The organism is Streptomyces sp. NPDC093544 (assembly GCF_040683495.1).
Taxonomy (GTDB): domain Bacteria; phylum Actinomycetota; class Actinomycetes; order Streptomycetales; family Streptomycetaceae; genus Streptomyces.
In genome coordinates this window covers 33869-59577 of record NZ_JBFBEA010000037.1, presented here as the reverse complement: position 1 = coordinate 59577, position 25709 = coordinate 33869, and the positions used below count along the sequence as shown (strand labels likewise).

General features: G+C 69.1%; 23 protein-coding genes. 11 read left to right on the top strand and 12 right to left on the bottom strand.

Features of this window, described 5'->3' with window-relative positions:
- Positions 1-243 precede the first annotated feature (243 nt).
- The 6 genes from hflX to miaA form a co-directional block, all read right to left on the bottom strand.
- A complete protein-coding gene (gene hflX / locus AB0N66_RS38080; protein ID WP_365443948.1) occupies positions 244-1740 on the bottom strand; it encodes a GTPase HflX in 1497 nt (498 codons plus the stop codon).
- A gap of 214 nt (positions 1741-1954) precedes the next feature.
- On the bottom strand, positions 1955-3463 hold the full coding sequence (locus tag AB0N66_RS38075; RefSeq protein WP_365443945.1) for a M1 family metallopeptidase: 1509 nt from the start codon (positions 3461-3463) through the stop codon (positions 1955-1957).
- A gap of 70 nt (positions 3464-3533) precedes the next feature.
- Positions 3534-5717: an HD domain-containing protein gene (locus AB0N66_RS38070; protein WP_365443942.1), complete on the bottom strand. Its 2184-nt coding sequence runs from the start codon at positions 5715-5717 to the stop codon at positions 3534-3536.
- 168 nt (positions 5718-5885) lie between these two features.
- Positions 5886-6755 (bottom strand): diaminopimelate epimerase, encoded by an 870-nt coding sequence (gene dapF, locus AB0N66_RS38065; RefSeq protein ID WP_365443939.1) that lies wholly within the window; start codon positions 6753-6755, stop codon positions 5886-5888.
- A gap of 119 nt (positions 6756-6874) precedes the next feature.
- Positions 6875-7384 (bottom strand): hypothetical protein, encoded by a 510-nt coding sequence (locus AB0N66_RS38060; RefSeq protein ID WP_365443966.1) that lies wholly within the window; start codon positions 7382-7384, stop codon positions 6875-6877.
- A gap of 108 nt (positions 7385-7492) precedes the next feature.
- Positions 7493-8431: a tRNA (adenosine(37)-N6)-dimethylallyltransferase MiaA gene (gene miaA, locus AB0N66_RS38055; protein WP_365443936.1), complete on the bottom strand. Its 939-nt coding sequence runs from the start codon at positions 8429-8431 to the stop codon at positions 7493-7495.
- A 261-nt stretch (positions 8432-8692) separates the two neighbouring features.
- Between miaA and AB0N66_RS38050 the strand changes: the two genes are divergently transcribed.
- Both AB0N66_RS38050 and AB0N66_RS38045 read left to right on the top strand, forming a co-directional pair.
- Complete coding sequence (locus AB0N66_RS38050; RefSeq protein ID WP_365443933.1) at positions 8693-8869, top strand: gliding motility protein; 177 nt, start codon at positions 8693-8695, stop codon at positions 8867-8869.
- A 23-nt stretch (positions 8870-8892) separates the two neighbouring features.
- The gene (locus AB0N66_RS38045) at positions 8893-9159 is read left to right on the top strand and encodes an antitoxin (protein ID WP_365443930.1); all 267 of its coding nucleotides are present in this window, start codon (positions 8893-8895) and stop codon (positions 9157-9159) included.
- Between the two features lie 175 nt (positions 9160-9334).
- On the opposite strand, the gene AB0N66_RS38040 is transcribed toward AB0N66_RS38045, so the two are convergent.
- Positions 9335-10114, bottom strand: a complete 780-nt coding sequence (locus AB0N66_RS38040) for a class III extradiol dioxygenase subunit B-like domain-containing protein (RefSeq protein WP_365443927.1) — start codon at positions 10112-10114, stop codon at positions 9335-9337.
- A gap of 142 nt (positions 10115-10256) precedes the next feature.
- Complete coding sequence (miaB, locus tag AB0N66_RS38035) at positions 10257-11798, bottom strand: tRNA (N6-isopentenyl adenosine(37)-C2)-methylthiotransferase MiaB (RefSeq protein WP_365443924.1); 1542 nt, start codon at positions 11796-11798, stop codon at positions 10257-10259.
- 157 nt (positions 11799-11955) lie between these two features.
- Between miaB and AB0N66_RS38030 the strand changes: the two genes are divergently transcribed.
- Positions 11956-12954 (top strand): TAXI family TRAP transporter solute-binding subunit, encoded by a 999-nt coding sequence (locus tag AB0N66_RS38030; protein WP_365443921.1) that lies wholly within the window; start codon positions 11956-11958, stop codon positions 12952-12954.
- Positions 12955-12984: 30 nt separating this feature from the next.
- Here AB0N66_RS38030 and AB0N66_RS38025 read toward each other — a convergent pair whose 3' ends face one another.
- Together AB0N66_RS38025 and AB0N66_RS38020 are read right to left on the bottom strand one after the other, a co-directional pair.
- The gene (locus tag AB0N66_RS38025) at positions 12985-14391 is read right to left on the bottom strand and encodes a HAMP domain-containing sensor histidine kinase (RefSeq protein ID WP_365443919.1); all 1407 of its coding nucleotides are present in this window, start codon (positions 14389-14391) and stop codon (positions 12985-12987) included.
- 9 nt (positions 14392-14400) lie between these two features.
- Entirely contained in the window at positions 14401-15087 is a 687-nt protein-coding gene (locus tag AB0N66_RS38020; protein ID WP_365443916.1) for a response regulator transcription factor, read from the bottom strand.
- Between the two features lie 398 nt (positions 15088-15485).
- Between AB0N66_RS38020 and AB0N66_RS38015 the strand changes: the two genes are divergently transcribed.
- From AB0N66_RS38015 to AB0N66_RS37980, 8 genes are all read left to right on the top strand, one after another.
- Entirely contained in the window at positions 15486-16262 is a 777-nt protein-coding gene (locus tag AB0N66_RS38015; RefSeq protein WP_365443913.1) for an amino acid ABC transporter ATP-binding protein, read from the top strand.
- Between the two features lie 59 nt (positions 16263-16321).
- Positions 16322-17167: a glutamate ABC transporter substrate-binding protein gene (locus AB0N66_RS38010; protein WP_365443910.1), complete on the top strand. Its 846-nt coding sequence runs from the start codon at positions 16322-16324 to the stop codon at positions 17165-17167.
- 116 nt (positions 17168-17283) lie between these two features.
- Positions 17284-17952 (top strand): amino acid ABC transporter permease, encoded by a 669-nt coding sequence (locus tag AB0N66_RS38005; protein ID WP_365443907.1) that lies wholly within the window; start codon positions 17284-17286, stop codon positions 17950-17952.
- The gene (locus tag AB0N66_RS38000; RefSeq protein ID WP_365443904.1) at positions 17949-18854 is read left to right on the top strand and encodes an amino acid ABC transporter permease; all 906 of its coding nucleotides are present in this window, start codon (positions 17949-17951) and stop codon (positions 18852-18854) included. Before AB0N66_RS38005 ends, AB0N66_RS38000 begins: the two co-directional genes overlap by 4 nt.
- A 175-nt stretch (positions 18855-19029) precedes the next feature.
- On the top strand, positions 19030-20709 hold the full coding sequence (locus tag AB0N66_RS37995) for an FAD-dependent monooxygenase (RefSeq protein ID WP_365443901.1): 1680 nt from the start codon (positions 19030-19032) through the stop codon (positions 20707-20709).
- 136 nt (positions 20710-20845) lie between these two features.
- Entirely contained in the window at positions 20846-20932 is an 87-nt protein-coding gene (locus tag AB0N66_RS37990; RefSeq protein WP_365443963.1) for a putative leader peptide, read from the top strand.
- Positions 20933-21007: 75 nt separating this feature from the next.
- Positions 21008-21535, top strand: a complete 528-nt coding sequence (locus tag AB0N66_RS37985) for a cysteine dioxygenase (RefSeq protein ID WP_365443898.1) — start codon at positions 21008-21010, stop codon at positions 21533-21535.
- Positions 21526-21927 (top strand): rhodanese-like domain-containing protein, encoded by a 402-nt coding sequence (locus tag AB0N66_RS37980; RefSeq protein WP_365443960.1) that lies wholly within the window; start codon positions 21526-21528, stop codon positions 21925-21927. Before AB0N66_RS37985 ends, AB0N66_RS37980 begins: the two co-directional genes overlap by 10 nt.
- Before the next feature lie 78 nt (positions 21928-22005).
- Here the strand turns inward: AB0N66_RS37980 and AB0N66_RS37975 are convergent, their stop codons facing one another.
- Both AB0N66_RS37975 and AB0N66_RS37970 read right to left on the bottom strand, forming a co-directional pair.
- The gene (locus tag AB0N66_RS37975; protein WP_365443895.1) at positions 22006-24540 is read right to left on the bottom strand and encodes an ABC transporter permease; all 2535 of its coding nucleotides are present in this window, start codon (positions 24538-24540) and stop codon (positions 22006-22008) included.
- The gene (locus AB0N66_RS37970) at positions 24537-25214 is read right to left on the bottom strand and encodes a helix-turn-helix domain-containing protein (protein ID WP_365443892.1); all 678 of its coding nucleotides are present in this window, start codon (positions 25212-25214) and stop codon (positions 24537-24539) included. Before AB0N66_RS37970 ends, AB0N66_RS37975 begins: the two co-directional genes overlap by 4 nt.
- Between the last annotated feature and the right edge of the window lie 495 nt (positions 25215-25709).

Genomic DNA, 25709 nt, shown 5'->3' with positions numbered 1-25709 from the left:
AGCTTCTTTGGCCCCTGAGCAGTCCGGATCTCCCGGATCTTGAAGTCCATCGCATCCCCTGAACTGGGGTGTTGCGACGACCACTAGAACGGAAGAAGAGAGGGGCGGGCCTTCGTCAATCCGAGCCAGAAACCCGGCCGAAGCCCGGCTACGTCCGCAGTAATGCACCCAGTGCACCCAAGTGTGCCCAGTGCACCTAGAGCACCGAATCGGTCCGTACGGAACCGAGCACCGGCTACGTCTCTACGAAAGCGCCGGCGCCGGAACGTACGGCGTCAGCTCCGCCGCCAGTTCCTCGTGCACCCGCACCTTGAGCAGCGTGCCCTCCGGGGTGTGCTCCTCGGAGATCACCTCGCCCTCGTTGTGCGCACGAGCGACCAGCTTGCCGTGCGTGTAGGGCACGAGCGCCTCGATCTCGACCGAGGGCCGCGGCAGCTCGTTGTCGATGAGTGCGAGCAGCTCGTCGATGCCCAGCCCCGTGCGGGCCGAGACCGCGATGGAGCGCTTCTCGATCCGCATCAGCCGCTGGAGCACCAGCGGATCGGCCGCGTCCGCCTTGTTGATCACCACGATCTCGGGCACCTTGATGGCACCCACGTCACGGATGACCTCGCGCACGGCGGCCAGCTGCTCCTCCGGCGCCGGGTGCGAACCGTCCACCACGTGCACGATCAGGTCGGCGTCGCCGACCTCCTCCATGGTGGAGCGGAACGCCTCGACCAGGTGGTGCGGCAGGTGCCGTACAAAACCGACCGTGTCGACCAGCGTGTACAGCCGCCCGCTCGGGGTCTCGGCCCGGCGCACGGTCGGGTCGAGGGTCGCGAACAGCGAGTTCTCGACGAGCACACCCGCGCCCGTGAGGCGGTTGAGCAGTGAGGACTTGCCGGCGTTGGTGTAACCGGCGATGGCGACCGAGGGCACCTTGTTGCGACGGCGCTCCTGGCGCTTGATGTCGCGGCCCTTCTTCATGTCCGCGATCTCCCGGCGCATCTTCGCCATCTTCTCGCGGATACGGCGCCGGTCCGTCTCGATCTTGGTCTCACCGGGACCACGGGTGGCGAGGCCGCCGCCCGAGCCGCCGCCCATCTGACGGGACAGCGACTGACCCCAGCCTCGCAGCCTCGGCAGCATGTACTGCATCTGCGCGAGCGCGACCTGCGCCTTGCCCTCTCGGGACTTGGCGTGCTGGGCGAAGATGTCGAGGATCAGGGCCGTACGGTCGATGACCTTGACCTTGACGACGTCTTCGAGGTGGATCAGCTGGCCGGGGCTCAGCTCACCGTCACAGATGACGGTGTCGGCGCCGGTCTCGATCACGATGTCCCGGAGCTCGTTGGCCTTGCCGGAACCGATGTACGTGGCCGCGTCAGGCTTGTCGCGGCGCTGGACGACGCCGTCGAGCACAAGGGCACCCGCGGTCTCCGCGAGGGCCGCCAGCTCGGCGAGCGAGTTGTCCGCGTCGGTCACCGTCCCCGAGGTCCACACACCGACGAGTACGACGCGCTCCAGGCGGAGCTGGCGGTACTCGACCTCGGTGACGTCCTCGAGCTCGGTGGAGAGGCCCGCTACGCGGCGCAGGGCCGCGCGCTCGGAACGGTCGAGCTGGTCGCCGTCCCGCTCTTCGTCGATCTCATGGCTCCAGGCGACGTCCTCTTCCATCAGGGCATCGGCCCGAAGTCCTTCGGGGTAGTTCTGCGCGAGGCTCTGCGCGTCCTGGGAAGGGGAAGAAGAGGAGGTCATTGGATCCTTACGTCTAGGGGGACAACGATGGGTCGGCGGACAGCGTCCGTCATGGTGAAGAACGTCCCGGGCCACCAGGAGATTCCCGGATTCCGCCAGGTCAACCCCGAGGGACCGGGTCGCCGGCCCCTGAGGGACCGTGTCACCGGCCGGGACGGGCCGTGCCGCCGACCTGAAAGATGGTCGCACGGCACGCCCCGTCTCGTCATCCGAGTTATCCGAGCTGTCCGGCGTTCCGCGAGGCCTGAGGGGCGTCGCTCTTCCAGTCCGGGTGTCCCGGCATCGGTGGGGTCTTCTCGCCGTACAGCCACGCCTTGAAGAACGCGTTCAGATCGCGGCCCGCGATGGCCGACGCCAGGTTCTCGAAGTCCGCCGTCGACGCGACCCCGTCGTAGTGGGCGCTCACCCAGGCCCGCTCCAGCCGCTCGAAGGCCGGACGCCCGATCTCCTCACGCAGCGCGTACAGCGCCAGAGCGGCCCCGTCGTAGACGTTCGGCCGGAAGATGCTGATCTTCTGACCGGGCTTGGGCCCCTTGGGCGCCGCCGGCGGCCCTCCTGCGGCCCGCCAGCCGTCGGACGCCCGGTAGGCGGCCTTCATGCGCGTCGCCATGGGCCTGTCGGCCTTCTCCTCGGCGTACAGGGCCTCGTACCAGGTGGCGTGCCCTTCGTTCAGCCACAGGTCGGACCAGGTGCGCGGGCTGACGCTGTCGCCGAACCACTGGTGCGACAACTCGTGCACCATGATCGACTCGACGTACCACTTCGGGTAGGCGGGCTCGGCGAAGAGCTCTCTCTCGAAGAGAGAGAGCGTTTGTGTCTCCAGTTCGAAGCCGGTCCGCGCGTCGGCCATCAGCAGCCCGTACGTCTCGAAGGGGTACGTGCCGACCTTGCCCTCCATCCAGGCGATCTGGTCGGGGGTCTTCTTGAGCCACGGTTCCAGCAGCTCGCGGTCCTTGGTGGGCACGACATCGCGTACCGGCAGGCCGTGCGGCCCGGTCCGGTGCAGCACCGTGGAGCGGCCGATGGACACCTGGGCCAGCTCGGTCGCCATGGGGTGCTCGGTGCGGTACGTCCAGGTGGTGGAGCGGCCGGCCCGGTCCGTTCCGGCCGGCAGCCCGTTCGCGACGGCCGTGTACCCGTCGGGCGCGGTGACGTGGATGGTGAACATCGCTTTGTCGGAGGGGTGGTCGTTGCACGGGAAGACCAGGTGTGCGGCGTCGGCCTGGTTGGCCATCGCGAGCCCGTCCGTGGTCTGCACCCATCCGCCGTCCTGGTTCGCGGCGGGGACCGGGTCGCTGGTGTGGTGCACGGTGATCCGCAGCCGGCCCCCCGCGGGCACCGGTTCCGCGGGCGTCACCACCAGGTCTTCCCCAGCGCTCTTGAAGGACGCGGGCACTCCGTTGACGTCGACCGATCCCACCGTTCCGTGCGCGAAGTCGAGATTGACCTGATCGAGCGGGGAGGACGCAACGGCGTCGATCGTGGTGACGGCCGCGAGCGGCTTGCTGTTGATGCCGGGATAGGTGAAGGCGAGGTCGTACGACGCGACGTCGTACCCGGGATTGCCCAGGTACGGGAAGAGCCGGTCGCCGACGCCGAGCGGTGCGGCCGGGGAGGGCGCACTCGCGGCGATGAGGCAGACGGAGACGGCCGAGGCGAGCAGGGCCGCCTTGATACGTCGAGTCCTGGGGAGGGGAGTCCTTGGGCGGGGGGTGAGCGGCATGGACCACGGCTACCAGCGCGCAACCGCCGTACGGTGACGACGCGCGCCGGGTCCACCCGAAAGGGTCTTCCTACTGCGCGGCCGCCGCCTGGTGCTGCGCCCGGCTCACGTCGTACACGCCCGGCACGTTCCGCATCGCCCGCATCAGCCCGGGGAGGTGCGCCGCATCCGGGAGTTGGAGCGTGTACGTGTGCCGTACGCGCTGCTGGCTGGGCGGTTCGACGGTCGCCGAGACGATCGCGACGCCCTCCACGGCGATGGCTTCGGTGAGATCGGCGAGCAGATGCGGGCGCCCGAAGGACTCGGCCACCAGCGTGACGCGGCACTCGGTGGTGTCGCCCCAGCTCACTCCGACCTCAGCGCGCCCCACTCCCTTCATGCTCTCCACGGCGGCGCATTCGACCCGGTGGACGGTGACCACTCCCCCGCGTACGGCGAAGCCGGTCACGTCGTCGGGCGGTACGGGCGTACAACAGCCCGCGAGCCGTACGGACGCGCCGGACTGGTCGACGACGGCGTTCGCAGCGCCGGGGCGGACGGCGGGCCCGTCGGCGGTCGGACGAGGAGTCGCGGCGGGAGCCTCGGGGGCCTCGGAGTCGCTGGGCGAAGGGTGCGCGGCCAGCCAGCGCTGGATGGCGATCCGCGCGGCGGGCGTGTGCGCGTGCTCCAGCCACTCCCTGGAGGGCTCGGAGGCGGGGTCCTGCCCCATGAGGAGCTGCACGGTGTCGCCGTCCCGCAGGACCGTACTCAGCGTCGCCAGGCGGCCGTTGACGCGGGCACCCATGCAGGCGTGCGCGTCGTCGCCGTACTGCGCGTACGCGGCGTCCACGCAACTGGCTCCATCGGGAAGGCCCAATGAGCCGCCGTCGGCACGGAAGACGGTGATCTCGCGGTCCTGGGCGAGGTCTTCACGCAACGTGGACCAGAACATGTCGGGGTCCGCGGCACCCGCCTGCCAGTCGAGAAGCCGGGAGAGCCAGCCGGGGCGGGTGGGGTCGGCGCGCTCGCCGTCGACAGAACGCTCTGCCTGCTCCTGCGACGACTGCTCCTCCGAAGGAGGAGCGTACGGATTGCCGAGCGCGATGACTCCGGCCTCGGCGACCTTGTGCATCTGGTGGGTGCGGATGAGGACTTCGGCGATCTCGCCGTCGCCGCGCGCGACGGCCGTGTGCAGCGACTGGTAGAGGTTGAACTTCGGTACGGCGATGAAGTCCTTGAACTCCGAGACCACCGGCGTGAGACAGGTGTGCAGTTCGCCGAGAACCCCGTAGCAGTCTGCGTCCTCGTTCACCAGCACCAGGAGCCTTCCGAAGTCGGCGCCGCGCATCGGGCCGCGCTTGCGCGACACCCGGTGCACGGAGACGAAGTGCCGTGGCCGTATGACGACTTCGGCCTGCAGACCCGCCTCGCGCAGGACGCCACGCACGTCTTCGGCGATCTCCGCCAGCGGATCGCCGTCGCGCGCCGCGTTGTCTGTGATCAGGCCCCTGGTGTGCTCGTACTCCTCGGGGTGCAGGATCGCGAAAACCAGGTCCTCGAGCTCGGTCTTGAGCGCCTGGACGCCGAGCCGTTCGGCCAGCGGGATCAGAACGTCCTTGGTGACCTTGGCGATCCGCGCCTGCTTCTCGGGGCGCATGACACCGAGGGTCCGCATGTTGTGCAGCCGGTCGGCGAGTTTGATCGACATCACGCGGACGTCGTTGCCGGTGGCGACGAGCATCTTGCGGAACGTCTCGGGCTCGGCGGCAGCCCCGTAGTCGACTTTTTCCAGCTTGGTGACACCGTCGACCAGATAGCAGACCTCCTCGCCGAACTCCTCCCGCACCTGATCGAGGGTCACTTCCGTGTCCTCGACGGTGTCGTGAAGCAGGGAGGCGGTCAACGTCGTGGTCTCCGCGCCGAGTTCGGCGAGGATCAGGGTCACGGCAAGCGGATGTGTGATGTACGGCTCACCGCTCTTGCGCATCTGACCGCGGTGCGAGGACTCGGCGAGCACATACGCGCGGCGCAGCGGTTCCAGATCGGCGCTGGGATGGTGGGCACGGTGGGCCTCGGCCACGTGGCCGATCGCGTCCGGCAGCCGGTCACGGGCCGCGGGTCCGAGCAGCGCGGCCCGGCCCAGACGGCGCAGGTCGAGCCGGGGAAGGCCCTTCCTGCGCTGCGCCGGCGATCCCCCCTGCTCGATCGGAGCCGAGAGCTTGGGGGAAGGCATTACAGGGCCTGGCGTCGCGGGATTCGTCGCCTCCGCACTCATGGGCACCTCCGGCTGCGTAGACCGGCGGACGGGTGCCCCATGGCGTACACGGCTCAGGGGATGGTGTCGATCCCCCGTCCGGGCCGGTGCTTGATGCTACCGAGCCCACCACGTGCGGCTGACCGCCTCTCGCCGAGCGTGAAACGGATCACCCATTCGAGCGAAGGTTCAGGGGTTTACGGTTTCGAACCATTCGCCAAGAAACTCACCTTCGGCCACGATCACCGCCGGACCCGTCATCTCGATCTCACCGTCCGGGTGCTCGGTGATCACCAGACGTCCGCCGGGTACGTCCACGGTGTACGTCGCCGGAGTGCCCGTCACGGCCGGGTCGGCGCCGTCGCGGCGGGCCGCGGCGACGGCCACGGCACACGCGCCCGTGCCGCACGAGCGGGTCTCCCCGGCGCCGCGCTCGTGGACGCGCAGGGCGACGTGCTGCGGGCCGCGGTCCACCACGAACTCGACGTTCACCCCGTCCGGGTACGCCGACTCCGGGCTGAACGGCGGCGGCGAGTACAGCTCGCCGGCGTGCGCGAGGTCGTCCACGAAGGCGACCGCGTGCGGGTTGCCCATGTTGACGTTTCGCGCGGGCCAGGTGCGCCCGCCGACGCTCACGGTGACATCCCCTTCAGGGAAGAGCGCCTTGCCCATGCCGACGGTCACGTCTCCGTCCTTGGCAAGATGCACCGCCTTCACGCCCCCGCGCGTGGCGACCGCGATGTCACCTTCGGCCACATATCCGGCCCGCTGGAGGTAGCGCGCGAACACACGCACTCCGTTGCCGCACATCTCCGCGACCGACCCGTCGCCATTGCGGTAGTCCATGAACCACTCCGCCTCGGCCGCCATTTCCTGGGCCTCGGGGTGCGCGGCGGACCGTACGACATGCAGCAGACCGTCTCCACCGATGCCCGCGCGGCGGTCGCACAGGGCGGCGGCGACGGCCGGAGGCAGGTCGATGGCGTTCTCCGGGTCCGGGATGATCACAAAGTCGTTCTCGGTCCCGTGGCCCTTGAGGAAGGCGATCCGCGTGCTCATTCCTCGATCGTACGGGTTCGGTCCGACACTCCGGCGTACACGGGGGCGTCGGCGCAGCCGAGGCCCCACACAGCATCGGCGAGGCCGGCGCAGCCGGATCACCCACGGCAACGGGTACGTCAGCGCAGCCGCGCCACGCGCCCCACAGCGAGCACCACCACAGCCGCGACCACCACGATGTAGGCGATCACCACGCGCCAGTCCGGGCCGCGGCCTGAACCGCGCGGCGGGAAGCCCGGCCAGGTGTAGCCGACCCGGCGGGCGGCCATCATTCCCCAGCCCGCGGCGCAGGAGCAGATCAGCAGTCCGAGCATGGCGACCACGGCGCCGCCGTCCCCGAACTCGAAGGCCAGCGGGAAGGCGAACATCAGCGAACCGATCGCGGCCAGGGCCACGATGGGCGCGAGCTGCCAGATGCGCAGCCGACGCTGTGGACGCAGCTCGACCTCGACCTCGGGCTCCGGGGACATCTCGTCCGGCCCGGGCCCGTCGGCGATCACACCGTCCGGGGTGTCCTCGGGTCCGTCGGAAATCAGGGATTCTCCGTCCGGATCGATGTTCGGACGATCGCCGCCCGGATCGATACCGTGCTCAGTGTCTCGTGCGGTGTCACGAGGGCCGGCCTCCATCGCCACGCGCCCTCCCAACTCGGACTTTCACTGGTCGATCGAAGCTCGATGATGGCACGGCGCCAGAGGCCGGGATGACGGCCGGAGCGTCCCGATGCCATGACGTGATCAGGCTGTGACCGGTCGTTCGACCAACGCCAGCGCAAGCTGCGGGAGTTCTGTGAGATCTGCCGCAGCCCCACTGAGCCAATGCACCCGCGGGTCACGGCGGAACCATGAATCCTGACGGCGCGCGAAGCGCTTGGTGGCACGTACGGTCTCGGCGCGCGCCTCGTCTTCGGTGCACTCCCCAGCGAGCGCCGCGAGCACCTGCTGATAACCGAGTGCGCGCGCTGCCGTGCGCCCTTCGCGCAAGCCCAGCACCTCCAGGGCACGCACCTCGTCGACGAACCCCGCGCCCCACATACGGTCCACCCGACGAGCGATGCGCTCGTCCAGCTCGGGGCGCGCCACATCGACGCCGATCTGGACGGTGTCGTACACGGAGTCGTGGCCCGGCAGGTTGGCGGTGAAGGGTTTGCCGGTGATCTCGATGACTTCGAGGGCGCGGACGATACGACGGCCGTTGCTGGGCAGGATCGCGTGGGCGGCCTCGGGGTCGGCCATGGCCAGTCGCGCGTGCAGCGCGCCTGAGCCGCGCAGAGTGAGTTCCTCCTCCAGCCGGGCCCGCACCTCCGGATCGGTGCCGGGGAACTCGAGATGGTCCACGGCTCCGCGGACGTACAGCCCTGAGCCGCCCACCAGGACCGGCCAGCGGCCCTCGGCGAGCAGTGCGTCGATCTGGGCGCGGGCGAGCCGCTGGTACTCGGCGACGCTGGCCGTGACGGTCACGTCCCAGATGTCCAGGAGGTGGTGCGGGATCCCGCCACGCTCCTCGGACGTCAGCTTGGCGGTGCCGATATCCATCCCTCGGTACAACTGCATGGAGTCGGCGTTGACGACCTCGCCTCCAAGGCGCTGGGCGAGGAAAACGCCCAGATCGGACTTTCCTGCCGCGGTCGGTCCTACGACGGCGATGACCCGGGGGGTGGGGGGTGTGCTTCTCACTGTCCCAGTCTCGCAAACGTCCGGACCTCTCCTCGAACGAGTTACGTAACGGCAAAAGTCCGAGGTCGTTGCCTGTTGCGAGGTCCCAGCCGCCGGATTCCGACGACCGGTGACCCGGGCGGCGCAATGGGGCGCACCGGGCAACGCGGGATTTCACCCCCACGAGTAACGTATGGAGTGGATATGGGCGTTTTTGCACGACTTCTCCGGAGGTCGAAGGCTACGGAGGAGGCGTCAACCGCTGAGGTGCAGGCCGACACAGTGACGGCCGAGACCGAGGCGGAGGTGGCGGAAGAGGCGAAGGGTTCGTCCGAGACCGAGGGCGAGGCGACGGCGGAGACCGCCGGTGCCGCCACCACGGAGGACGTCGAGATCCCTAAGCAGCAGACCGCCGAAAAGGCCGTCGACAGCGAGGCCGGCGAGGGCGCCCGCACGTAACTGCCCACGAGGGAAAGTGGACCATGGGTCTTCTGGACAATCTCAAAGCCAAGCTGGCGCCTGCCAAGGACAAGGTCTCGGACCTCGCGCAGCAGCACGGGGACAAGGTCAGTCAGGGTCTCGACAAGGCCGCCAAGGTGGTCGACGAAAAGACCAAGCACAAGTACAGCGACAAGATCCAGACAGGCACGGGCAAGGCGAAGGGTGCCATGGACCGCCTCGCGCACAAGGACGGTGACGGTGGCGCCATGCCTCCGCCGGACGCTCCGTCCCCGCCTCCGGCTTCCTGAGCTGGACTGGGCTGAACCGAATGAATTGAACTGAACAGACAAGCATCGACGGACGGCCGCGGAGCACTCAGGGTTCCCGGCCGTCCGCCGTGTTTGAGACCCTGGAGGCCGTGTCTCGGGGGCTTCTCGGCCACCGGGCAAGACACCTCAAGGCGTCTCCCCGCGGTCGCGCCGACTACGACCAGGCCGCCACCAGATACCCCACCCCGTACGGCGCGTCCTCGTACAGCAGCGCTCCGCCGAGCCGCGCATCCCCCGCCGCGCCCGCGAGGACCTGCCAGGGGGCCCGCCCGGACACCTTCAGCTCCTGCGCCAGTTCCGCGTCCAGCGCTTTGAGAGCCGCCACGTCAGCTGCCCCCAGCGCCCGCGCGACCCCCGCGTCGAAGCCCGCGGCGCGCTCGTCGAGATAGCCGGGCGCCTTGAGCGTCCGGCACGCGCTGGCGTCGCCCATCACCAGCAGTGCCACCCGCCCGGCGCGCGCGCCGATTTCCTCCCCGACTTGGATACACCGCTCGGCCGCGAGAGGTTCCCCCACACCGAGACCTTCGACAGGGGCATCGGACCAACCCGTGCGCTCCAGGAGCCACGCGGCGACGGCGAGCGAGGCCGGAAGCGCACGCCCGGAAGCCGACAGGCCGGACGTGTGCGGAGCGGACGCGCCACTTCCCAGGTCTACGTTTCCCAGGTCTACGTTTCCCAGGCTTACGTTTCCCAGCCGTACGTCGAGATCCACGCCGAAGCCACGGAACGAGCCCCCGGCGCCCTCAGGGTGCGGCCCGCGCCCGCTCTCCTCGGCGGGGCCCACGACGACCAGCAGGTCGGGGCGGGAGGCGGCGAGCACGCCCAGCGCGTCCGTGCAGGCGGCGCGCGCGGCGGCCAGCTCGGGTGCCGCGCCGGCGGCGACGTCCGGGACGAGCAGCGGCGGGCAGGGGCAGACTGCGGCGGCTACAAGCATGATCGGCAGCGTAGCCCCGCTCAGCGGTGGAACGTCACTCGTGCGGAGCGCTAGGCGAACTCCGCGCTGCACGGCATGTGCACAGGCACCAGACACCAGGCGGGGGGCACCAGGCAGCGAGTGCGGGTGCCACGCGCCTCGGTCAGTCGCACCCGCAGCCGCTGCCGCTGCCCACCGCGACCGGTAGCGGCTCAGGCGCGCCGATCTTCGGCAGGCCGAGCATGACGCCCGCCGGCTTCGTGGCCGCGGCCGTGCTTTCGACGTTGCGCTTCTCCCACGCGTCCCCCGCGCGCGTGCGGCGCACGCTCAGAACGGCGCCCTCGGCGAGGAGGTGGTGCGGGGCGGCGTACGTGATCTCGACGGTGACGACGTCACCGGGGCGTACGTCCTCGTCGGGCTTGGCGAAGTGGACCAGGCGGTTGTCGGGGGCTCGGCCGGAGAGACGGTGCGTGGCGCCGTCCTTGCGGCCCTCGCCCTCGGCGACCATCAGCTCCAGGGTGCGGCCGACCTGCTTCTTGTTCTCCTCCCAGGAGACCTCCTCCTGGACGGCGACGAGACGCTCGTAGCGCTCCTGGACGACCTTCTTGGGGATCTGCCCCTCCATGGTGGCCGCCGGAGTCCCGGGGCGCTTGGAGTACTGGAACGTGAACGCGTTCGCGAAGCGAGCCTCTCGGACCGCGTGCAGGGTCTGCTCGAAGTCCTCCTCGGTCTCGCCGGGGAAGCCCACGATGATGTCGGTGGTGATCGCCGCGTGCGGGATGGCGGCCCGGACCTTGTCGATGATCCCCAGGTAGCGCTCCTGACGGTACGAGCGGCGCATCGCCTTCAGGACGGTGTCCGAGCCGGACTGCATCGGCATGTGCAGCTGCGGCATCACGTTCGGCGTCTCGGCCATCGCGGCGATCACGTCGTCCGTGAAGTCGCGCGGGTGCGGCGAGGTGAAGCGCACGCGCTCCAGGCCCTCGATCGTGCCGCAGGCGCGGAGCAGCTTGCTGAACGCCTCGCTGTCGCCGATGTCACTGCCGTAAGCGTTTACGTTCTGACCGAGCAGCGTGATCTCGGAGACGCCCTCGCCCACCAGGGCCTCGATCTCGGCGAGGATGTCGCCGGTCCTGCGATCCTTCTCCTTGCCGCGCAGCGCCGGGACGATGCAGAAGGTGCAGGTGTTGTTGCACCCGACGGAGATGGACACCCAGGCGGCGTACGCGCTCTCGCGGCGGGTCGGCAGCGTCGAGGGGAACGCCTCCAGGGACTCGGCGATCTCGACCTGCGCCTCTTCCTGTACGCGGGCGCGCTCCAGGAGGACCGGCAGCTTGCCGATGTTGTGCGTCCCGAAGACGACGTCCACCCAGGGAGCCCGCTTCACGATGGTGTCGCGGTCCTTCTGTGCGAGACAGCCACCGACGGCGATCTGCATGCCGGGGCGCTTCGTCTTCATCGGGGCGAGCCGGCCGAGGTTGCCGTACAGCTTGTTGTCGGCGTTCTCCCGTACCGCACACGTATTGAAGACGACGACATCCGCGTCGCCGTCCGCGTCCTTGGGCGCGCGCACATAACCGGCGCCTTCAAGGAGCCCCGAGAGCCGTTCGGAGTCATGGACGTTCATTTGGCACCCGTACGTGCGTACCTCGTAGGTCTTGGTTTCCTGAACGTCCGCTGCCTGGCTCCGGTCACTGCTGCTCATGTGACAAGGGTAGGCGGTGCCCGGAGTACCTCTTGTCCCCCTGGGTATCAGCGGGCGTTCGGCCCTGGCTCCGCAGGATCTCGGTCAGGACCCCGATCCACGCCCCTGCGAGCCTCGCCCTGGTCAGACCCACGCCCGGAATGGCAGGATCGCGCGCATGTTCCAGGCACTCCCCCGCATCGGCAGGCGCCGCGCGCTGTTCGGCTCGGCTGCCGGTTTCGCGGTCTTCGGGCTGCTCCTGTGGTGGCTGCTGCCGCTGGGCGAGGAATCTCCCGGCGGAACGATCACGTTCAGCACGGGTACGCCGACCGGTGTCTACCAGAAGTACGGCGAGCTCCTTCAGGGCGCCCTCGACAAGGACATGCCGCGTCTGGACGTACAGCTCCTGAACAGCGACGGGTCGCAGGAGAACGTCCGCCGGGTGGCCACGGGGCAGGCCGACTTCACCGTGGCCGCGGCCGACGCGGTGGAGACGTACATGCTGCAGGACAAGCCGGGAGCGGACATGCTGCGCAGCTGCGCCCGGCTCTACGACGACTATGTGCACCTGGTGGTGCCGCGCACGTCGTCCATTCGGTCCGTGGCCGACCTGCGAGGCAAGAGGGTCGCCGTGGGGCCGACCGGCTCCGGGGTCCGGCTGATCGCCAATCATGTCCTCGAGGCCGCCGGGCTCGACCCGACGAAGGACATCGATCCGCTGGCAGACGGCATCAGCACCATGCCGGAGAAGCTCAAGGAGAAGGAGATCGACGCCTTCTTCTGGTCGGGCGGCCTGCCGACCGACGCCGTGCTGAAGCTTTCCGACAGCTACGACATCAGGCTGGTGCCGATAGGGAGCGACCTGATCAAGAAACTGCACGAGCAGGGCGGCGCCGCGAGCTACTACCGAGCCGCGGTGATGCCCGCCGACGCCTATCCCAAGGCGCAGCTGGGCTCGTCGGTACAGACGGTGGCGGTGGCGAACCTGCTGGTCACGCGGGAGGACTCGGACGCGAAACTCACCGAGGAGATCACCCGCACCGTGATAAACAGCCGCGACGGCATCGGCGCGAAGGTCCACGCGGCGCAGCTGGTGGACCTGCGGACAGCCATCTACACGGACCCGCTCGAACTGCACGAAGGCGCACAGCGCTACTACCGGTCGGTCAAACCGTAGCCACCCCATCGCCAGCTACAGCCGCGCCTCTCAGAAGCTGGACCGCGACCTCGGCACCCGTACCGTCACCCGCAGGCCGTGCGGCTCGTGCGGGGCGTACGCGATGGAGCCGCCTGCCGCGGCCAGCAGCGCGCGGGAGATGGACAGGCCCAGGCCCGAACCCTTGATGTTCTGGTGCCCGGCGCTGCGCCAGAAGCGGTCGCCGATGCGGTTCAGGTCCTCGTCGCTGAGGCCCGGGCCGCCGTCGGTGACCACGACGGTCGAGGTCTCGCCGTTCGAGGCGACCTTCACCTCGACGCTCTCCCCCTCGGGCGTGAACTTCAACGCATTGTCGATCACCGCGTCCAGCACGCTGGACAGCGTGACCGGATCGGTCCAGGCGGTGGTGGCCGGGCAGGAGCCCACGAGCTGTACGCCCTTGCTCGCGGCCACCGGCCCCCACGCCGCCACCCGCTCGGCCGTGAGCTCGCCGATGTCGGTGAGCCGCAGGTCCGCCTCGGCGTGCTCGGCGAGCGCCAGATCCAGGAGGTCGTCGAGGACCTGGGCAAGGCGCTTGCCCTCGGTGCGGACCGAGGCGATCTCCTCATTGCCCTCGGGGAGTTCGAGGGCGAGCAGCTCGATGCGCAGCAGCAGCGCCGAGAGCGGGTTGCGCAGCTGGTGCGAGGCGTCGGCGACGAAGGCGCGCTGCTGCTCCAGCACGTCCTCGACGTTGTCCGCCATCTCGTTGAACGAGTGGGCCAGGCGCCGGAGTTCCGGCGGACCGCCGGCGGCCGCGACACGGGACTTCAGGCGCCCGGTCGCGATGTCGTGGGTGGTGGCGTCCAGGACACGTACGGGCCTGAGCACCCAGCCGGTGAGGCGCAGCGCGGCGCCGAGGGCGAGGAGCATCGCGGCGACCTCGCCCGCGCCGATGATCAGCCAGCCGTGCAGGGTCTTCGAACGCATCTGCCCGGTGGGCGAGTCGGTGACCACGACGGCGACGACATCGCCGTCCTTGACGACCGGGGAGGCGACCACGAGCCGGTGCCGTTGCCAGGGCCAGACCTGCTCGGGGTCATGGCTACGGCGGCTCGCGAGCGCTTCGTTGAAGGCCTCGCGCCCTTCGCCCTCCTTGGGCAGCAACCAGCTCTCGGGGGCGTTGGCCATGGGGGCGTAGTCGCGGTAGAAGACGCCGGCCCTGATGCCGTACAGGCTGTAGTAGCGGGCGAGTTCCTTGCTCAGGGTCTCGCGGCGTTCGTCCGTGGTGCCGTCCGTGGGACCGGTCGACGGGTCGGCCACGTACTGCGCGAGGGCAGCGAAGCGCGCCGTGTCGTCGATGCGGTCGACGACCACCTCCTGCTGCTGCGCGGCCGCGATGCTCGCCGCGAGCGGGACGCCGAGCGCGAGCAGCACGGCGGCCATCAGGACGATGAGCAGCGGAAAAAGACGTGTGCGCACCCGTCCCCGCTACGCCGCAGGGGCGACGAGCCGGTACCCGACGCCGCGCACGGTCTCGATCAGCGCCGGCATGCGGAGTTTGGAGCGCAGGGAAGCGACGTGCACCTCCAGGGTCCGCCCGGTCCCCTCCCAACTGGTGCGCCACACCTCGCTGATGATCTGCTCCCTGCGGAAGACCACGCCGGGCCGCTGGGCCAGCAACGCGAGAAGGTCGAACTCCTTGCGGGTCAGTTGGACAACCAAACCATCCACACTGACCTGACGGGTGGGGAGTTCGATGCACACGGAGCCCAGCCGCAACGCACTCTCACCGGAGGCCGAGGCGTCCTCGGAGACATTGCGCCGACTGACGGCATGGATACGGGCGAGCAGCTCTCCCGTGTCGTACGGCTTCACCACGTAGTCGTCGGCCCCGAGGTTGAGGCCGTGGATCCGGGAACGCACGTCGGCGCGCGCGGTGACCATGATCACCGGGGTGCTGGTCCGTTTGCGGATCTTGCCGCAGACCTCGTAGCCGTCCTGGTCGGGGAGTCCCAGGTCGAGCAGGACCACCCCGAAACCATCGCTTTCCGGCACCAGCGCCTGGAGCGCCTCCTCGCCACTGCGGGCATGCGTGACGTGGAAACCGTGCCTCGCCAGGACCGCAGAGAGGGCGGCGGCGACATGGTTGTCGTCCTCGACGAGGAGCAGTCTCATTCCGCCCCCTCCGGTTCATCGGTCGTACGGTCTCGGATCATCGGTCGTACGGTCTCAGATCATCCGTCGTACGGTCTCAGAGTCGTACGGTCTCAGAGTCGTACGGTCTCAGAGTCGTACGGTCTCAGCTTGCAAAAACACGGGCACGCACGCGTGCACCCTGTGTAGTCACGCCGATAGCTAAGGACGTCGTCAAGAGGGTTCGGGTTGCGCGCGACTTCCGTTATCCACCCGGTACGCGGCATGGCGGTGATCGCTACGCAGCAGGATGATGATCGCTACGCGGAGTGGCCGCCCGCTATCGGATCGTTATGCTCAATTTCCCCTCAGATGTAATGACGCTGGTCGTACGGGGTCACTACTGTCCTCCCAAACCGCGAGGACGGAGCCAAAGAGCGATGACCGAAGTATCGGTGGCCAAGGACGCCGTGGCCGCGAACGAAGAACTGGTCGTCCTGAAGAGCGTCAACAAGCACTTCGGCGCGTTGCACGTTCTCCAGGACATCGACCTGACGATCACCCGAGGCGAGGTCGTCGTGGTCATCGGGCCCTCCGGGTCCGGGAAGTCCACCCTGTGCCGCGCCATCAACCGCCTGGAGACCATCGACTCCGGTGACATCTCGATCGACGGGAAGCCGCTGCCCGACGAGGGCAAGGCGCTGGCACGGCTGCGGGCCGATGTCGGCATGGTCTTCCAGTCCTTCAATCTCTTCGCGCACAAGACGGTGCTCGAGAACGTGATGCTGGGCCAGATCAAGGTCCGCAAGGCCGACAAGAAGGTTGCCGAGGAGAAGGCCCGCGGACTGCTCGACCGCGTCGGCATCAGCACACAGGCCGACAAGTACCCCGCGCAGCTCTCGGGCGGCCAGCAGCAGCGCGTCGCGATCGCGCGGGCGCTGGCGATGGACCCCAAGGTCATGCTCTTCGACGAGCCGACCTCGGCGCTCGACCCCGAGATGATCAACGAGGTTCTGGAGGTCATGCAGCAGCTCGCGCGCGACGGCATGACCATGATCGTCGTCACCCACGAAATGGGCTTCGCTCGTTCGGCTGCCAACCGGGTCGTGTTCATGGCCGACGGACGCATCGTCGAAGAGGCTGTGCCGGACCAGTTCTTCAGCAATCCCCGGAGCGACCGGGCCAAGGACTTCTTGTCGAAGATCCTTCACCACTGATCGTCTGTACCCCTCGTCATCGACGGCCCGCATCCGTCTTCTTCCAAAGGATGTTCACCATGAAGCTCCGCAAGGTCACCGCGGCCACGGCCGCCGTACTCGCCCTCGCCCTGTCCGCCACCGCGTGCGGTAGCGATGACAGCGACGACGCCGACTCGGGCTCCAGCAGCGGCGGCGGCACGATCAAGGTCGGCATCAAGTACGACCAGCCCGGTCTCGGCCTCAAGGAGCCCGACGGTTCCTTCTCGGGCTTCGACGTGGACGTGGCGACTTACGTGGCCAAGGAACTCGGCTACGCCCCGGACAAGATCGAGTTCGTCGAAACCAAGAGCGCCGACCGTGAGAACGCGATCGCCCGCGGCGACGTGAAGTTCATCGCGGCGACGTACTCGATCAACGACGAGCGCGCGGAGAAGGTCAACTTCGCCGGCCCCTACCTGCTGGCCCACCAGGACCTGCTCATCAAGTCGGACTCCGACATCACCAAGGGCACGGACCTCAACGGCAAGAAGCTGTGTTCCGTGACCGGTTCCACCTCGGCGCAGAACGTCAAGGACGAGATCGCCCCGGAGGCCCAGCTGAAGCAGCAGGCCGGCTACTCGGAGTGCATCGCCGCTCTGCAGAGCGGCGCCGTGGACGCGGTGACCACCGACGACTCGATCCTCGCGGGCTTCGCCTCGCAGGACAAGTACAAGGGCCAGTTCAAGCTCGCCGGTCTCAAGCTGAGCAACGAGAACTACGGCATCGGCGTGAAGAAGGACGACACCGCCACCACGGACAAGATCAACGCCGCTCTGACGAAGATGGTCAGTGACGGCTCCTGGCAGAAGGCGGTCGACGCCAACTTCGGTCCGGCCGGCTACAAGAACGAGCCCGCGCCGAAGATCGGCGACATCGTCTCGTAACGCAAGACTCCGGTACAGCAACGCAGGGTTCCGTGGCGCGCCGCCGCCCGCAGCGATCAGGGCGGCGGCGCGTCATGCCCTCCACGTAAGCCCCACACCCGGAAGCGCGGGAGATCGTGTTCGACTTTCTTGAAGGTTACGACGTCCTCGCGGCGTTTTGGATGACGGTGAAGCTCACCGCCCTCTCCGCCCTCGGCTCCCTGGTCCTGGGCACACTGTTGGCCGCCATGCGGGTCAGCCCGGTCCCGCTCATGCGCGGATTCGGCACCGCCTACGTGAACATCGTCCGGAACATCCCCCTGACCGTCATCATCGTCTTCGCCTCGCTCGGCCTCGCCGACATCTTCGGCGTGACGATGGGAGCGCCCGACGATTTCGACGTCCAGAGCTTCCGCCTTGCCGTGCTCGGTCTGGCCGGCTACCACGCCGCCTTCGTCTGCGAGGCGCTGCGCTCCGGCATCAACACCGTGCCCCCCGGGCAGGCTGAGGCGGCACGCGCCATCGGCCTGAGCTTCAGTCAGGTCCTGAGGCTCATCGTCCTTCCGCAGGCTTTCCGTTCGGTCATCGGCCCACTGGCCAACGTACTGATCGCGCTGACCAAGAACACTACGGTGGCGGCTGCGATCGGCGTCGCCGAGGCTGCCAGCCTGATGAAGGAAATGATCGAGAACGAGGCCCAGACGGTCGCTATCGGTGCGGTCTTCGCCTTCGGGTTCGTGGTACTGACCCTGCCAACCGGCCTCATCCTCGGCTGGCTGAGCAAGCGACTGGCGGTGAAGCGATGACCTCCGTGCTCTACGACACCCCGGGTCCCCGCGCCAAGCGGCGCAATGTGATCCTCTCGGTGATCTTCTTCGTCCTGCTTGCCCTGTTCCTGTGGTGGATCTGGCAGACCATGGACGGCAAGGGCCAGCTGAAGTGGGACCTGTGGGAACCGTTCACCACGTCGCAGGCCTGGACGACATACCTGCTGCCGGGCCTCGGTGACACACTGAAGGCTGCGGCGATCTCCATGGTGATCGCCCTTCCGCTGGGCGCGTTCTTCGGCATCGCACGCCTCTCCGATCACCGATGGGTGCGGGCCACCGCCGGCACGGTGGTCGAGTTCTTCCGGTCGATCCCGGTGCTGCTGCTGATGCTGTTCGCCAACGAGTTCTACGTCCGCTCCACGGACATCGGAAGCGAAGAGCGGCCCCTCTACGCGGTCGTCACCGGCCTGGTGCTCTACAACGCCTCGGTCCTCGCCGAGATCGTACGAGCCGGCATTCTCTCCCTGCCCAAGGGGCAGTCGGAGGCCGCCATGGCGGTCGGTCTGCGCAAGGGCCAGACAATGACCAACATCCTGCTGCCGCAGGCCGTCACCGCGATGCTGCCGGCCATCGTCAGCCAGCTCGTCGTCATCGTGAAGGACACCGCGCTGGGCGGCGTGATGCTGGGATTCACCGAGCTGCTCAACTCGCGCAGCACCCTGGCGGCCAACTACGCCAACGTCATCCCCAGCTTCATCGTGGTGGCGGTCATCTTCGTCATCGTGAACTTCATCCTCACCAGCTTCGCCGGCTGGCTGGAGCGCCGGCTGCGGCGCAGCAAGAAGGGCACGGGCGTGGTCCTCGGCGAGGACGCGGTGGAGATCAACCCCGCCGCGGTGCAGAACAGCTTCGGGGCCGGTGGCGGCGGCGGTACCTGATGAACAGTCAAGTGACATAAGCAGCACGGAGGCAGTGGCATGATCGCCACTGCCTCCGTCACTTGACGCAAGCACCCGCAATAGGTTGCATACGTTCTGTGATCGTGCACCCCGCTCCAACTGCCTGTTCCCGTACGTCCCTCAGGGCACCGCTCCGGGCAGGGGGCACCGCGCCGTGGACCCGGTGATCATCGTCGGAGCGGGGCCCGTGGGGCTCACGCTCGCCCTTGCGCTCGCCCGCCAGGAGGTTCCCTCCGTGGTCCTGGACGAGGGGCCGGGCAAGGACGAACAGCGGCCCGCGCGAACAGTGGTTCTGCGCGAGGACACGGCCGCACTCGTCGAGCGGCTGACGGGTTTCCCCCTCTCCGAGGCCGGCTTCCGTTGGGCCGGATGGCGGTCGATGCGGCGCAAGCAGGTGATGCGCGAGATCAGGTTCGGTCCAGGGGGTTCCGAGGATGCGGGGGGCGCGGACGCTCCGGGCCGCACGGGAGGACCCGTCGGCGCGGAGGTTCCCGGAGACGCCGAACCGTTCGCCGCCCCGTTACACCTCGCCCAGCACGTCCTGACCACCGCACTGCGCGGGGCCATCGCGGGCGAGCGGCTCGTCAAAATCGCCACGAACAGCCGCCTCGACTCCGTCGAGCAGGAGACGTCGGGCGTCACCGCGCACACCCGCGGACCCAAGGGCACCTGGTGGCGCGGCAGTTACCTCGTCGGCTGCGACGGACCACGCTCGACGGTGCGCAAACTCCAGGACATCCGCTTCCCCGGCCGTACCGCCGTCGAGCGACACGCCGTGGCAGCACTGCGTACGGAACTTCCCTGGCCCGGCGAGGCGTTGTTGCATCGGATGCCGCCGTGGCGGACGTCGGGCCCCTCGGCCGGAGAGGTGACGGCGCGCCCCCTCGCCGACAGTGTGTGGCGGCTGGACTGGCTGCTGCCCCCGGGCAAGGACCTGGTCACGCCCGACCTGCTCGTGGCGCGCGTCCGGGAGACCCTCGGAGGCTGGAGCGGAGGCCCCACCCCTCCGTACGAGCTGCTCGACACCGGAGTGCACACCGTCCACCACCGGCTGGCGCGCAGGTGGCGGTCTGGACGTGTCTTCCTCGCCGGGGATGCCGCGCACCTGCTCGGCGCGCTCGGCACCCAGGGCGTGGACGAGGGGCTGCGGGACGCCGACAACCTCGCCTGGAAGCTGGCGCTGGCCTGGCACCACGGACCGCACGAGACACTGCTCGACAGCTACCAGGCCGAGCGACGCGCGGTCGTCGCCGCCCGGCTGCGCGCCGCCGACCAGTCGCTGCCCCTGCTGCGCGGCGGCGGGGGGCTGCGCTCGTACGTTCCCGGGTCGGCCCGGGGACACGACACTCTCCTCACAGACGGTCACTTGGGGCGCGGCCCGCTGGGCGCGCCGGGGGCGTACGCCGATTCGCCGCTCGCGCCTCCGTACGCCGAGTCGGAGGCTCCTGTGGACACGACGCCCGGTGCGCCGGTTGTCGACGTACGGGTGACTGCGGAGGACGGTTCGTTCGTGCCGTTGCGGGAGCGGCTCGGGCGCGGGGTGCTGCTGGTGGTGCTGATCGCGCCGGGTACCGGCGTGTGGGAGCGCAAGCACTGGGTGACGGCCGGAATCATGCCCCGGCTCGCGGCCGCCGTGACCGCGCTGCCGCACCCGGCCGAACTGCTGGTCGCGGAGAGTTACCCCGGCGCGGCCGCACACACCGTACTGCTCGTCCGTCCCGACGGGCACCTGGTCACCGCGCTGAGCGGGGTGCGCCCGGCCGATCTGTACACGGCGGCCGAGGCGACGCTTGGCGGACCGGCGAAGACGGAGGCGTCGGCGAGTACGGGCTGATCCGACGGTCGCTCAAGACTGCCGCGGGGCGCTGAGCCGGCGGTCACTCAAGGCTGCCTCGAAGTGCAGGACACCAAGTGGTCCACATAGTGACTGTCAGTTGACCCTTCTCCACCGCCATGGTGTACTCCGGATCGTGACCGATACCTGTGTGCACCTGTGGCGGAGGGTCCATATGGACCTGGTCCGCTATGCGGGCTGCATCTGTCACCCGTCCTGCTGATTCGCATCCTTCTCCCCGCGTGAGCCCACTCTCCATGACCGCGGGTTCCCAGGCGAAACCCTCAGGACGGTACGTGTGTCTGTGTCACCCTCTGTTTCCGCGCCCCCGCAAGCTCCCACCCAGGCCGAACTGCTCGACTTCGTGCGCCGTAGCGCCGCCGACGCCGAGCTGATCGCCTCGCTGCCGCTCGACCCCGAGGGCCGCACCTGGGTACGTCTCGAAGGCCCCGGAGGCAGCGAGGCCTGGCTCATCGGCTGGCCGCCCGGTACCGGAACCGGCTGGCACGACCACGCCGACTCGGTCGGCGCCTTCCTCACCGCGTCGGGTGAACTCAAGGAGTACTCGCTCGCCGCTCGACTGCCCACCGACGGCTGGAAGACCCTCGAACTCACCGAAGGGGTGGACCGCGAGCGCCGGTTGACGGCCGGTAGGGGCCGCGCCTTCGGCCGCCACCATGTGCACGAGGTGCTCAACGAGTCCACCGAGGAGCACGCGATCTCGGTCCACGCCTACTACCCGCCGCTGCCCCGGATCCGCCGCTACAGCCGTACGGGCCAGGTGCTGCGCCTGGAGCACGTCGAGCGCCCGGAGGACTGGCAGTGACCGCTCAACGCCCGCTGGGAGTGGACGAGTTGCTGGACCAGGCCCGCGAGGGACTCGACCGCGTGGAGGCCAAGGAGGCGTACGACGCCGGGCAGGCCGGCGAGGCACTCCTGGTCGACATCCGGTACGCCGCCCTGCGCGAACGCGACGGCCTGATCCCCGGAGCCCTCGTCGTCGAGCGCAACGAACTGGAGTGGCGGCTCGACCCCCAGGGCAGCCACCGTGCCCCGGAGGCCACAAGCCACGACCTGCGGGTCGTGGTGGTGTGCAACGAGGGGTACGCGTCGAGTCTCGCGGCTGTGTCCCTGCGTCAGTTGGGACTGCACCGGGCGACCGACCTGGTCGGAGGCTTCCAGGCGTGGAAGTCGGCCGGGTTTCCGGTGACGGCTTAGGACGTACGCGGTTTTCTGGTCGTACGCAATGGTGGGCGCCCCTTGCTGTAAGGGGCGCCCACCATTGCGTGCTGCCCCTTACTCCTTGGCCGTAGCCGCTGTGACGGGACGGGCCATGAGGGCCACTCGACCCGGCAGCGCGGTGGCCACCAGTGCAAGCAGCCCGGCGCCGGCGACGACCACGGCGTACACCAGGGGGGTGACGGCCGGACCCGCGCCGCCCGTCATGCCGATGCTGAAGGCGGTCAGGACGGCGAGCGCGATTCCGCTGCCGAGGGCGGTGGCCAGCAGCAGGACCGACAGGGCCTCCGTCCGTAGCATCCGCAGCACCTGACGGCGGGTCGCCCCGGCGAGACGGAGCATCGCGAACTCTCGGACCCGCTCGGAGACGGACATCGCGAGCGTGTTGACGACGGCGATGGCGGTAAAGGCCAGGATCAGTCCCATGGCCAGGTAGTTGACCTCGGCGTTCGCCTGCTGTCGCTCGGCCTGGATCGAGTCGGCTGCGGCCGGCGCGAGAACTTGGACGCCCGGGAACTCACGGAGAGTAGTCGCGAGTTGTGTCTGCGTACGGGCGGTGCTGACCAGGACGGAGGAAGCGAGCGGGTTGTCCACGTGGCGGGCGATCAGGTCATGGGCGAAGGTGAGGTCGCCGAAGCCGAGGCCCTTGGCGTAGACGGCGGCGACGGTGAGCGTGGCGGGCGTGCCGTCGCCGAGGGTGAGCTTCAGGGTGCTTCCGGGCTTCAGGTGGTGGTGGTCGGCCGCGAGTTCACTGACCGCGACGGTGTTGCTCTTCAAGAGGTTCAGGGAGCCCGCGGTGACGTCCGGGTCCCAGGTGTCGACCAGACCGCCGGGGGTGACGCCCTGGGCCACGTACTTGTCGAGGCCCACCCGGACGGTCGTGCGGACCACTTCGGTGACGGTGTCGTCGTGCGTCCGAAGCTGCCGTGCGGCCTCGGCCGGGACTCCGGGCCCCTGGGCGGCCAGCACCCAGTCGGCGCGGATTCCTTCGCGGGCCTGGGCGCGGGCCGCGTCGCCCAGGGTCGGCTGGACGAAGAGAACCGTGCAGGTCATACCGATGAGGAGGGTGAGGGGAGTGACGACGGACGCCATCCGGGTGGCGTTGCCGCGAAGGTTGGCGCGTGCGAGCCGGCCACCCGGGCCGCTCAGCCGCAGCGGGCCCGCGAGTACGGCAGCGACGGCCCGGACCAGAAACGGTCCCAGCAGCGCGACGGCCGTGGAGAGGACCACAACGGCCAGGAAGGTGACAGGTGTTGAGGCTGGCTCGGTGCGCAGGAAGCTGAGGACGACGACGAGGACAGTGCCCCCGGCCAGCAGCGCGAGACCGGCCAGGATGCGACCCCATGCGGGGCGAGTGCGCTCGGTCCTGGCTTCGGCGAGCGCTTCGGCCGGGCGGATCCGGGTGATACGCCGTGACGAGATACGAGCTGCGGCCCAGGCGCCGAGGAGCGTCGCGATGACCGCGGCGAACAACGGGAAGACGCTGACGGTGTACTCAAGGGTGGCGGGAACAGCGCCCATGTCCACGAACCGGCTGTGTAGCCAACTACCCAGCGGCAGTCCGACGAGTGCACCGGCCGTACCGGCAGCCGCGCCGACGATCAGGGCCTCGCGCCCGAGGAGATTCCGGATCTGGCCTTGGGTGGCGGCGACGGCACGCAGCAGAGCGAGTTCGCGGTGGCGCTGCTGCACGGAGAGCGCGAAGGTGCCGACGACCACCAGTATGGCCACGAGCAGCGAGGTGCCACCCATCGCGCCGCCCATGCTGATCAGCCTCGTGCGGGCGGTGGCCGCGTCCAGGAACTCGACCGGGCCACGATCGTCACCCGCGCTGACCTGCGCGGTGGTGCCTTTCAACGCCTTGCTGACGGCCTGTTCGAGAGTGGTCGTGTCCGTGCCCTTCGCGGGCAGCACGCCGAAGGCGGTGACCTGCCCGGGGTGAGCGGCCAGGCGCCGGGCCTCGTCGGTGGAGAAGAAGAGGGAGGTCTGGTGGCGTACAGCCTGGGCGGGCGTGGCGATTCCGGTGACGCGGTAGGTGCGCGGAGACTGCGTGGACTGGACCGTGAGCCGGTCGCCGGGCTTGAGGTGGGCGCGTTCGGCGAGCTGACTGTCGACCACCAGATCGCCGTCGGCCTCGGGTGCGGTGCCGGTGGTCAGCGTGTACGGGGTCAGCGCGGCGGAGTCCCAGGCGTGGCCGTAGGCGGGCCGGCTCTCCTCGACCGCCCCCGGGGGTGTCAACGGCTGGGCGAGGAAGGTCAGTTCGGGGACTACACGGTCGACGCCCGCGACTCCGCTGAGCCGTCCGGCGAGGTCGTCCGGGAGCCAGGCCCGTTCGGCGATCGGCTTGGCCTTGTGTTTGACCTTGGTCTTGCCCTTCTTCTGCTTGACGGTGGTCTGGTGGACGTTCTGATCGGCGGAGACCACTACGGGGGTCGCGGCATAGCGCTCGGTGCTGATCGTGCCGCGCAGGCCCGTTTCAAGGAGGGTGCCGCAGGCGGTGATGAGGGCGGCCGCGCACATCAGGGCGAGGAAGGCACCGAGGAAGCCGCCCTTGCGGGCTCGGACGGTCTTGAGGGCGTAGCGCAGCATCATGAGGGGTCGCTCTCTCTTCTGTTGTCGAGCTCGGGGTGGCTCGTGGGCGCGGCTTCCGGCGCCGGGAAGGCCAGGAAGCGGGTGAGCACGGTTCTGGCGTCGTGCGGGGTTTCGGCCTCGGGGCGCTTGTAGCGGTTGAGGAGGGCGATGTACTCCTCGAAGAACGCGCGGAGTTCGGGGAGATTCAGCCGGATGCTGCCGCGCGAGTACGGGAAGGCGTCGGCCCAGGGATCGCCGCCCGCGTCCGACTGGGGCTGCAGCTGCAACTGCTCGAATAGTTCGAGGTCGGCGGCGTACGCGTGGTGGTTCAACTCGTCCATGGCGAGCCGCATCTCGGGGCTCTGGCGGCTGCGCGGCGGGAAGCGTCGGTCACCGGGGACAGCCCGCCACCAGCGCTCCCGGCCCTGGCCGGTCGCCTCGGTCTGCTCCTCGACGAAGCCGTACCGGGCGAGTTCGCGCAGGTGGTAGCTGGTGGCTCCGGTGTTCAACCCGAGCGCCCGTGCGAGCGTCGCCGAAGTGGCGGGGCCGTGCACGGTGAGGTGCTGGAGCATGCGCTGCCGACGTGGCTGCGACAGGGCCTTGAGCGTGGCGAGGTCGGAGAGCTCAGTGGACGTGTGCGGCGCCTTGGCTGTCCGCCCCTCCGGGGGGTCTGTCGCGCCGGGTTGCTGTGCCATACGTACACAGTCGCCTGTGCACAGGTGCCTGTGCAGTGCGGTGGACCGGCGTCTTCGACCTGGGGTTAACCCCACCTCTGCGTGCGGGAGTTGGGGGAATCCTCCGTGGCGCGAGCATGCACCGAAGTCGGCTTTGTGCATACGCCGACCGTGAGCTTGGCCTGCGTCGACCCTTAGTTTGGGCAGGTGCGCTTCCGGGCTCGGGCAAGTGCCGGACTGAGGCTTGGGCAGGTGTCGGGCTCGGGCTCGGGCTCGGGCTCGGGCTCGGGCAGGTGATCGAGCCAGCCGGATCAAGCGTCTGAACCCAGAAGATGATCACTGTCTCCCGCGCGTCCACCGTGTTCAGGGTCGACGATCGAGCAATGGCCGTCTCTGCCGTCTCTGCGCCCCGAAACCGGAGTTTCGCCGGTGGTACGGGGCCCGAAGCTGGGCCGACGCGCCGGGCGGTGCGAATGCGGGCCACGAGTCAATGGGGGACGGGGCGCTGACACCGCG